7 protein-coding genes are annotated in these 9039 nt (G+C 31.4%); 2 read left to right on the forward strand and 5 right to left on the reverse strand.

The window, feature by feature from the left end:
• The first annotated feature begins 189 nt into the window (after positions 1-189).
• Positions 190-1260 (forward strand): tetratricopeptide repeat-containing glycosyltransferase family 2 protein, encoded by a 1071-nt coding sequence (locus KPL51_RS19125; RefSeq protein ID WP_216165099.1) that lies wholly within the window; start codon positions 190-192, stop codon positions 1258-1260.
• A gap of 45 nt (positions 1261-1305) precedes the next feature.
• The gene (locus tag KPL51_RS19130) at positions 1306-2802 is read left to right on the forward strand and encodes a glycosyltransferase (protein ID WP_216165102.1); all 1497 of its coding nucleotides are present in this window, start codon (positions 1306-1308) and stop codon (positions 2800-2802) included.
• Positions 2803-2885: 83 nt separating this feature from the next.
• Here the strand turns inward: KPL51_RS19130 and rfbH are convergent, their stop codons facing one another.
• From rfbH to rfbF, 5 genes are read right to left on the reverse strand one after another with little or no spacing between them, the layout of a single operon-like run.
• The gene (gene rfbH / locus KPL51_RS19135) at positions 2886-4208 is read right to left on the reverse strand and encodes a lipopolysaccharide biosynthesis protein RfbH (protein ID WP_224854524.1); all 1323 of its coding nucleotides are present in this window, start codon (positions 4206-4208) and stop codon (positions 2886-2888) included.
• 7 nt (positions 4209-4215) lie between these two features.
• Positions 4216-5976 (reverse strand): thiamine pyrophosphate-binding protein, encoded by a 1761-nt coding sequence (locus tag KPL51_RS19140; protein ID WP_216165104.1) that lies wholly within the window; start codon positions 5974-5976, stop codon positions 4216-4218.
• Between the two features lie 12 nt (positions 5977-5988).
• Positions 5989-6927: an NAD-dependent epimerase/dehydratase family protein gene (locus KPL51_RS19145; RefSeq protein WP_216165108.1), complete on the reverse strand. Its 939-nt coding sequence runs from the start codon at positions 6925-6927 to the stop codon at positions 5989-5991.
• A 12-nt stretch (positions 6928-6939) separates the two neighbouring features.
• The gene (gene rfbG / locus KPL51_RS19150; RefSeq protein WP_216165111.1) at positions 6940-8031 is read right to left on the reverse strand and encodes a CDP-glucose 4,6-dehydratase; all 1092 of its coding nucleotides are present in this window, start codon (positions 8029-8031) and stop codon (positions 6940-6942) included.
• Entirely contained in the window at positions 8013-8783 is a 771-nt protein-coding gene (gene rfbF, locus KPL51_RS19155; protein ID WP_216165114.1) for a glucose-1-phosphate cytidylyltransferase, read from the reverse strand. Before rfbF ends, rfbG begins: the two co-directional genes overlap by 19 nt.
• Positions 8784-9039: the final 256 nt, after the last annotated feature.

The raw sequence follows: 9039 nt of genomic DNA on the forward strand, positions 1-9039 counted from the left end.
ATATTATTCTTGCTTTCAAAAAATGTGCTATGCTATTTATAACTGCATTCATAACTAATAAGATTGCACCTTATGGAGCTAAAAATGATTAGCTTACTTCCAATTACATTTTAGATTTTTTTTATAATTATGCTTCTTATTTAAAGAAGATGCATAATATATACTGTAGATTTTTCTTAGGAGGTTTATATGGTAACTATAAGTTTATGTATGATTGTAAAAAATGAGGAAGATGTTTTAGGTAGATGTCTGGACTGTGTTTCAGATATTGTTGACGAAATAATCATAGTAGATACTGGTTCTACCGATAATACAAAAGAGATTGCACAAAAATATACAGACAAAGTATTTGATTTCAAGTGGATAAATGATTTTTCTGCTGCTAGAAATTTTTCTTTTTCTAAAGCAACAATGGATTATACTCTTTGGCTAGATGCTGATGATATAATTCTGGAAGAAGACATAGAAAAATTTAAAAGCCTTAAACAAAGTTTAACTCTAGACGTAGATAACGTTATGATGATGTATAACGTCGGTTTCGATGGTAATGGAAAAGTAACCTTATCATATTTTAGAGAACGCCTATCAAAAAGAATAAATAATTGTCAATGGATGGAGCCTGTACACGAATGTCTAATAATGATTGGCAACAGCATAAACACGGATATTTGTATAACCCATAGAAAAGAACATGCAGCAGTTGCTGGTAGAAATATTTCTATTTACAAGGCCCTACTATCTGATGGAAAATCACTATCTCCAAGAGGCTTATTCTATTATGCTAGAGAATTACATCAAAATAATTTTATTGACGAAGCTATAATTTATTTTAATAAATTTTTAGACACAGAAAAAGGTTGGTTAGAGGATAATATTAGTTCGTGTTTTGACCTTTCTAAGTGTTATGCCATTAAAGGCGATAAGAAAAGCATGCTAAAAATACTTCTCAAAAGTTTAGAATATGATACTCCAAGGGCGGAAATATGTTGTAATATAGGAACTTATTATTTTGAGGCTTTAGATTATAATAGGGCTATTTTCTGGTATAAACTCGCCTCAGACCTTATTAAACCAGTAAATAGCTGGGGTTTTATATCTCACGATTTTTGGGGTTATATACCCAATATACAGCTTTCTGTCTGCTATGACAGGTTAGGCGATAGAGAATCGTCCATTAAATATAATAATAAGGCTGCAGAATATAAACCTGACTCTCCAGCAGTAATTGCAAATAGAGTCTACTTTGAAGGAACTAAATAATAAATTATTATATTTAATATAAATCATAAAATGGAGGTAAAATTAATGGGAGAACCTGCCATACTTAGTGATAGTCCACTAGCAAAGTTGTTTTGTGGTTTTGGTCCTAGTTCTACAATTCAAGAAGATTATAAAATAAGTAATTTCACTTATACTCATATCGGTACTGGCACGTTTATAAAGGATAATTGTTGGCTCAATATCTGTTCGTATGAGAATAATGTTTCGCCTAAAATTGTTATAGGTGATGGGTGCCAAATAGGAAGCAGGTTTACATTTTCAATTGCTAATAAAGGTATTATAGAAAAAAATGTTATAATTGCCCCTAATGTATATATATCAGATTGTAGTCACAATTACGAAAGCATCGGTATTCCAATTATGCATCAAGGAATAACTTCAACAACAAATGAAATATTAATTGGAGAGAATTCATGGATAGGTGTAAATGCCTCAATTGTCGGTGATGTTCATATTGGACGCGGCTGCGTAATTGCTGCTAACAGTTTTGTTACAAAAAATGTTCCAGATTACAGCATTGTAGCTGGAAGTCCTGCTATAATAATTAAAATGTACGATACTATCACTCAAAAATGGATTAGGACTCGAAGTGATATTGAAATAAAGAAAGTACTCGCGGATAGAAAAAATAATCCATTAATCTCAATTTGCATCCCAACCTACAATAGAGCCATCCAATTAGAAAAGTGTTTGAATTCTATATATAGTCAAATTGGAAATGATAGCTTATTTGAAGTGTTTGTTACTAATAATAATTCAACAGACAATTCAGAAGATATAATTAATAAGTTTTTGAATTTATATGATAATTTAACTTATAATAAAAATAAAACTAACATTGGTCCGGATAAAAATATTGCTTTAACTATAGAAAAATCAAAAGGAATATATTTCATCCTACATGGGGATGATGATTATTTCAAAGAAAACACAATATATCCACTAATGGATGTTATTAATAAAAACACTGCATCTTCTCTGCTATTTATAAATGTTCTTAGTAATAAAAATGACGTCGTTATATATAATGGAATTGATGAATTTCTGCAAGCAACTTCAATAGCTGCAAGCTTTATTTCTTCTATAATAATAAAAAGAGAAGCCTTTAATAAAATTGAAGAACCTTTCAAATACGTTGATACCAGCTTTAATCAAATATATTTGCAATATAATATTCTTCTAGATAACCCTACATTTACTTTAATAAATCGTTCTATCTTTAATTATGAAGGTACGAATCCTAGTGGATATAACTTTGGTAAGGTATTTATAAAAAATTATTTAGATATTTTATATTATTTTATTCCATATGGACTTAATCAAAATCTTATAAGTCGAGATAAACTGCAAATATTACAAACAACTTTGCTACCTTGGTATAGACGTATCATTGAAAATAAAATAGATATTGATACGGAAAACTATGATGATTATTTTATAGAATACTATAAAGATGAACCTTATTTTAATGATACGCTTAAATTGTTTAACGATATTAAAGATGCTGCTAAAGTTTTATAAAAATATACTTCCCATATATTTTCAATTACCAGAAAAAGCTTACCATGTATTTTTACAGGTAAGCTTTTTCTAATTATATAATTTTATTTAAAAAAGCTATCTATACTTTCTATCATATAGTCTAATTTTTCCTTTGTTATACCTGGATAAACTCCCAGGAAAAATGTTCTATAAAGAACACCATCTGTATATTTTAAATTTCCTGATATTCTGTAATTTATATCCTTGTACCCTGGTTGTTTTAAAATATTTCCAGCAAATAGCATTCTTGTTTCTATAAGCTTTGTTTCAAGATAAGTAACAAAATCCTTTTTAGAAAACCTTGCAGTTTCTCTTATTGTGATTGGTATTGCAAACCAAGATGGTTCAGCTTTAGGCAGCGCTCTTGGCAAAACAAACACATCTTCATGTTTTTTAAAACATTCATATAATCTTGTGAAATTATTTTTCCTTGCCTTTGAAAACTCCGGAAGTTTTTTTAGTTGCTGGGTTCCCATTGCACATTGCATATCTAATGGTTTTAAATTATATCCTATATTGCTAAAAACATATTTGTGATCATACCCATCTGGCAGACCCTCGAATTTAAAATCAAATCTATGGCCACAGGCACCATTACCACTTGCTTCACCAGTTTGACAAAAACATGCCTTTCCCCAATCTCTTATAGAAAGTGCCGCTCTGTATAACTCTTGTGAATTTGTGCATATTGCTCCGCCTTCACCCATGGTAATATGATGAGCTGCATAAAAACTGAACGTTGAGAAATCTCCAAAGGTTCCACAAGGCTTTCCATCATAGATTGAATCTAGTGCATCACAAGTATCTTCCACTACATATAAGTTATGCCTTCTTGCTATATCCATTATCTTATCCATCTCAGCAGGATTACCTAAAGTATGAGCAAAAATTATAGCTCTTGTTTTGCCAGTTATTGCACTTTCTATTTTTGAAGCATCAATATTATATGTGTCTTCTTCTATATCAACAAATATAGGAATTAACCCATTTTGAATTATTGGATTTAGTGTTGTTGGGAAAGCCATTGCAGTAGTTATTACTTCATCCCCAGGCTTCATTGGATTTTTTATTGTTTTGCAGCAGAGTGCAGAAACTGCAATTAAATTAGACGATGAACCTGAATTTGTTACTAAACATTGCTTTATTCCAAGATATCTAGAAAAGTTATCGCAAAATTCTCTGCCTTTAGCCCCTAGTGTAAGCCAAAAATCTAATGCTGAATCTACAACCGCTATCATTTCATTCTCATCGAATACGCGACCTGCATAATTTACTTTTGTTTGTCCCGGTATGAAACTTTTATTTTCTTCGCGAAGCTTATATAGTTCTTTTACACTGCCCAAAATTTCATTTCTTATTGCCTTTTCATCTTTGATATTTGCCACCCCCCTATTAAGACTTATACATATCAATTATCATGTTTTCTTCTAGTTCCTTTCTATCCAAAAGAGGTTCTTGGTCTTCTATTGGCCTCCCCATACCCAATTTGGGAGTTACATAAGTTATACTTTTAAGTTCTACCTCAATAACATAGCTTTCATCATCATTTAACTTTTCCTTTAATTGATTCATCTGACTTTCATCACTTACCTTAAATGATTTAATACCATAAGCCTCACTTATTTTTGCAAAATTAGGAGCAGAATATCCATCTATAGTTCCATAATAATTTGACTGAAAATACATTTCTTGAAAATGTCTAATCATACCTAATGCATTATTGTTCATTATAATGATTTTTATAGGTATTTTTTCCCGGGCTATAGTTTGTAGTTCTTGAATATTCATTTGAATGCCACCATCACCTGTAATTGCAACTATTTTAGAATTAGATCTAGCATAAAAGGCTCCTATAGCTGATGGTAGCCCAAACCCCATTGCTCCCATTCCACCTGCGTTTAATAATCTTTGATTTTTTTTCAGCTTAAGTGACTGAGATGCCCAAATCTGGTTTTGACCTATATCTAAACATACTATAGAATTTGGATGTAGCATTTCACTTATTTTATTCATGAAATCATTAGGGTCTATTTCGTTTATATTCTTATGAGATTGAAATGACGGGTACATTTTTTTATAATTGTTTATTTTGCATATCCAAGAACTAAAATCAAATTTATAATGGCAATCTTTTAAACTTTGATTTAAATTATCAATAAATAAATCTAAATCACACTCTATACTTAAATCTTCTTTAATCTTAATATTAAGCTCATTTCTATCTATATCTACATGAACTATTTTAGCTTCTCTAGCAAAACTATCAGTTATAGAACTTGTCTGCCTTGTTGTTAGTCTCGAACCTAGTACTATTAGTAAATCACAATTAGCCACTGCCAAATTTGAATACCTAGTTCCATAAGCGCCCATATAACCAACATAACATTTGTGCTCATTATTTACGCTGTCTATTCCCATTAACGTGCTTACTACAGGAATACCCGTAAGTTCTATAAGTTTTTCTAGTTTTTCCTCTGCCTTTGCAAGCCTAATGCCTCCACCCGCCAGTATCACAGGCCTTTTGCTCTTTTTTATTAACTCTATTAAGCTTTGAACATCTTCTATATTTACCTCAATCTGTATTTTTCTTTTGTATTCTTCGCAGTCATAAAAACCTACTAGATCATCTGGATTAATTTCTGCCCTTTGCACGTTCATAGGCAAATCTATTAAAACAGGTCCAGGTCTACCAGATTTTGCAATATAAAATGCCTTTTCTAAAAAATATTTTATTCGTTCCGCCTCTGTAATCATAATTGCATACTTAGTTATAGGTTTTACTATACTTACTATATCCGTTTCCTGAAATCCTTCTTGTCTTATTTCCTTATTACGTTTGTATTCGTAGGTATTAACTTGACCTGTTATATACAAACAAGGAATGGAGTCAAAATATGCACTCCCTATTCCTGTTATTAGATTTGTTGCTCCTGGTCCACTAGTAGCTGTGCATACTCCTATATTTCCACTAACTCTTGCATAACCTTCCGCTGCAAAAGCTGAGGCCTGCTCATGGTGATTTGATATGAATTTAATTCCCTCTATTTTATATATTGAATCAACAAAATGCGTTACAGCTCCACCTTGATAGCCAAACACTGTTGTAACTCCATTATCCTTTAGAAAAGTTGCCACATAATCTGATAGCTTCATTTTACTTATCACCTACCTATAAAATTCCAGATTATTTCTAAACCAATTTATTGTTTTATTTATACCCTCGCCTATTTCCACCTTTGGCTTCCAGTTTAGTTTTTCATAGACTTTTTTATTATCACTAACCCACATAGCTGGCTCATACTGCCTCTCTAAATTGTTTGTCCAATGGATTATATTTCCTTTCCCAATTAAACTCACTATATTATTTGCAATGTCTTCAATTGTATATTGTATTCCATTTCCAATATTAAATATCTCTCCTTGTGAGTTTTCAAGCCTGCTAACAGCTAAATAAGCTTCAACTACATCATCTATAAATATAAAGTCTCTCATGGAATGCTTTTGTGATAATTTGATCTCTTGTTCTCTAAGGCAGGCGGTAATAACTGTAGGAATTAATCTCGTTTTAGCATCATAATATCCATAGGGTGAAAATAACCTAAGAGTTACCATTGGTATTTTATTCATGCTTGCATAGGTACTGCATAAGATTGTCGCCGCTGCCTTACTTGCCCCATACATGTTATTAGGTTCAACTTTCATGTCTTCGCTCATTGGCTCAAATTTTTCTCCATATTCAGAGGAGCTACTAGTATTTACAAACATTTCAATACCTTTTTTAGAGAATTCTCTAAATATATTCCAAGTTGCAATCACATTAGTATTTATTACCTCCTCTAATTTACTTTGGTAATAATACCCACCATAAGTTGCTAAATGAAATACTTGATCTATACTTATAGTGCTAGCGAGTTTTGCTATTTTTTGACTATCTAGTAAATCTATATTGTGAATTTCTAAATGCTTTATTATATCTTGAAGTCTCCATAAATTAGTGGTATCTCTTGTTATAATATGAATCTTATAATTCTCTGATAGTAGTCTTCTAACCAAACAAGAACCTACAAAACCACTAGCGCCTGTTATTAATACTTTTTTACACATATCAATTACCTCTTATATCTCTATTTTGCAATAACTTTCTATTTGACTTATGCATAGATCATATGTGTCCTTATTTTTAAAATTTTTATACCAATCTACTGTGAGTTTTAATGCTTGTTCTATATTAAATTTTGGCGACCAATTTAGATAGGTTTTAGCCTTGGTACAATCAAGTATTAACAAATTTGCTTCGTGGGGAGCATTTTCAACTGAATTATCTATACATTTTCCATATCCCCATTCAGCAATGATTCTGTCTACAACACTTGATACGGTAACTATAGACTCACTACTTGGTCCAAAGTTCCAACCACTACAATAACTCACACCATCCTCAAACATTTTAGAAGCAAGCAATAAATATCCGCCTAATGGCTCAATTACATGTTGCCAAGGTCTAACTGCCCCTTGGTTTCTAATTTTAATATCTTTATTTTTGTTTATTGCTCTTATGCAATCCGGAATTATTCTATCAACAGACCAGTCCCCACCACCAATTACGTTTCCTGCACGTACTGTTGCAATAGCTTTACCATGATGATTATAATCTTTAGGATTAATAAAGGAATTTCTATAGGAATCTATAAGGATTTCAGCACAACCCTTACTAGAACTATATGGGTCATATCCTCCCATTGGGTCATCTTCTCTATACCCCCATATCTGCTCTATATTTTTATAGCACTTATCTGTAGTTACCATAATAGCAGTCGAAACTATTGCTGAATTTTTAATACATTCCAGCACATTTAAAGTTCCCATTACATTTATTTCATAGGTTTCTATGGGATTTTCATAGGACCTTTTTACTAGTGCCTGGGCTGCTAAATGAAAAACAATATCTGGCTTATATATATTAAAAACTTCTAAAAGTTTTTTATAATCTCTAATATCTCCTCGTATATCTATGATTTTATTCTTTAACCCGCTAACAACAAAGTTGTCATCCCCTGTATAGGGGTCTAGTCCATATCCTATAACTATAGCTCCCAACTTATGGAGCCAAATTGAAAGCCATGATCCTTTAAAACCTGTGTGTCCAGTAATTAATACTCTCTTATTTTTATAAAAGCCATTGAATAAATCTACTCCCCGCTTCTCCATAGATGCTCTCCTTTGTCCCATAATTTATTTACAGTTTCTACATCTTTGAAGGTATCTATAGCAGTCCAGAAACCATTATGCTCATACATCGCAAGCTGTTTATCTTTTGCAAGATTTCTTATAGGTTCTTGTTCAAAAAAACAGTCTTCACTCCCCAGATATTTAAATATATCTTTATTAAATACCATAAATCCGCCGTTTATTCTATCATTTAAAATAGGCTTCTCTTTAAAGGAATTAACAATTCCATCTTTAACCTCCATAACACCAAAAGTTGAAATGGGATTTACACCGGTAAGTGTTCCAATTTTGCCCTTTTTCCTATGGAATTCTAGGAGTTCTAGGATATTTACGTCACTTAATCCATCTCCGTAGGTAAACATAAATTCCTTATCATCTATATATTTTTCTACTTGCTTTAGCCTTCCACCGGTCATAGTTTCAATTCCTGTGTTGATAATTGTAATGTTCCAATTTTCTTCTTCCTTTGTATGATATTCTATTTTTCTGTCGCCATTAAAATGTAGCGTAAAGTCATTATTTCTCCAGTACATATCCATGAAATACTGCTTTATCATTTCTCCCTTATATCCAACGCATAAAATAAAATCATTAAATCCATAACTTGAATAACTTTTCATTATATGCCATAAAATCGGTTTACCACCAATCTCAACTAAAGGCTTAGGCCGATATTCTGTTTCTTCGCGCATACGTGTTCCTTTGCCACCACAAAGTATTACTACTTTCATTAAATTTCACCACCATAATTAATTCTAGAATGTTTTTTATATTTCTCTATACCTTATGTACTCTGCAAATAGGAGGTGCATAAATATGTGGAAGTTTTTATATAATTTTATTACATAACTATACTCCCTCGCCTAAGTAATTCACTTTAAGAATATATGTATTAATTTGTAACTTATATTCCGCTGAATGAATTTAGAAACTAATTATTTACTTAAAAGATATTTATTTACAATTATTTACAAAAAGGAATTTTTA

Origin of the sequence: Clostridium bowmanii (assembly GCF_018861315.1) — a bacterium.
Taxonomy (GTDB): domain Bacteria; phylum Bacillota; class Clostridia; order Clostridiales; family Clostridiaceae; genus Clostridium_AD; species Clostridium_AD bowmanii.

Bases quoted from the DNA above. Each gene is read 5' to 3' on its own strand.
- KPL51_RS19125 (WP_216165099.1), top strand. From the start codon at position 190: ATGGTAACTATAAGTTTATGTATGATTGTAAAAAATGAGGAAGATGTT.
- KPL51_RS19130 (WP_216165102.1), top strand. From the start codon at position 1,306: ATGGGAGAACCTGCCATACTTAGTGATAGTCCACTAGCAAAGTTGTTT.
- KPL51_RS19140 (WP_216165104.1), bottom strand. From the start codon at position 5,976: ATGAAGCTATCAGATTATGTGGCAACTTTTCTAAAGGATAATGGAGTT.
- KPL51_RS19145 (WP_216165108.1), bottom strand. From the start codon at position 6,927: ATGTGTAAAAAAGTATTAATAACAGGCGCTAGTGGTTTTGTAGGTTCT.
- rfbG (WP_216165111.1), bottom strand. From the start codon at position 8,031: ATGGAGAAGCGGGGAGTAGATTTATTCAATGGCTTTTATAAAAATAAG.
- rfbF (WP_216165114.1), bottom strand. From the start codon at position 8,783: ATGAAAGTAGTAATACTTTGTGGTGGCAAAGGAACACGTATGCGCGAA.